The organism is Rhizobacter sp. P2_H3, from assembly GCF_056403355.1.
In genome coordinates, this window is the sequence record NZ_JBFUFQ010000520.1 from 1 (window position 1) to 829 (window position 829).

2 protein-coding genes are annotated in these 829 nt (G+C 74.0%); both read right to left on the minus strand.

Translation table 11 applies throughout. From position 1 onward, the window contains the following. A partial coding sequence (locus AC1D1T_RS32795; protein ID WP_477993538.1) for a DnaJ domain-containing protein occupies nt 1–544 on the minus strand: 544 nt, incomplete at its 3' end. 14 nt (nt 545–558) lie between these two features. Beyond that, the gene (locus tag AC1D1T_RS32800; RefSeq protein WP_477993540.1) at nt 559–780 is read right to left on the minus strand and encodes a hypothetical protein; all 222 of its coding nucleotides are present in this window, start codon (nt 778–780) and stop codon (nt 559–561) included. Between the last annotated feature and the right edge of the window lie 49 nt (nt 781–829).

An 829-nucleotide genomic window follows, 5' to 3' on the forward strand; every position in this document is an offset into this window, starting at 1 on the left:
GCTGCTGCCCGGTGCGCACGCCGCGCGGGATGTTGACCTCCAGCTGCCGCTCGCGGAACACGATGCGGCCGCTGTCGTCGGGCACCGGCGTGCGCAGCGACAGCGTGCGGCGCGCGCCGCGGTAGGCATCGGMGAGATCGATCACCACCTTGGCGTGGTGGTCGCTGCCGCCGGCGCGTGCGCTGCCGCGCGCGGCGCGGTGGTGGCGGCCGAACAGCGATTCGAAGAAGTCGCTGTAGTCCATCGGGTCGCCGGGCCCGGCATCGCGGCCGCTGAACTCGAAGCCGCTGTCCCAGCCGGGCGGCGGGTCGAAGCGCTCGCCGCTGCGGTGGCGCCGGCCGACCTCGTCGTAGGCGGCGCGCTTCTCGGGGTCCTGCAAGGCCTCGTAGGCCTCGGCCACGTCCTTGAAGCGGGCCTCGGCGTCGGGCTCCTTGCTGACGTCGGGGTGGTACTTGCGGGCCAGCTTGCGGTAGGCGCGCTTGATCTCGTCCTGCGTGGCGGTGCGCTCGACACCGAGCGCGGCGTAGTAGTCCTTGAACTCCATGGGGTGTGGGATCGTCAGTGCGTGGAAGGCGGGGAGGGCCGCAGTCTGCGCCAGGCCAGCGCGGCCAGCCACGCGAACTTCAAGACCCTGCGCAGCATGCGGGTTCGCCCGCTCGCGCCGGCGGGTGCGAGCGCGCCGCGCAGCACGCCGGCGGCCTGCCGGATGCGCAGGCGCTGCAGCCGTGCCTCCAGCTGCAGCAGGTCGCGGCGCTGCGCGAGCAGCTCGCGGTGGTTCATCGCGAGCCCGGCGCGAACGCCGCGCGGTCACGCTGCAGCTCGGCCAGCG

Coding starts and splice junctions, on each gene's coding strand:
- AC1D1T_RS32800 (WP_477993540.1), bottom strand. CDS start 780: ATGAACCACCGCGAGCTGCTCGCGCAGCGCCGCGACCTGCTGCAGCTG.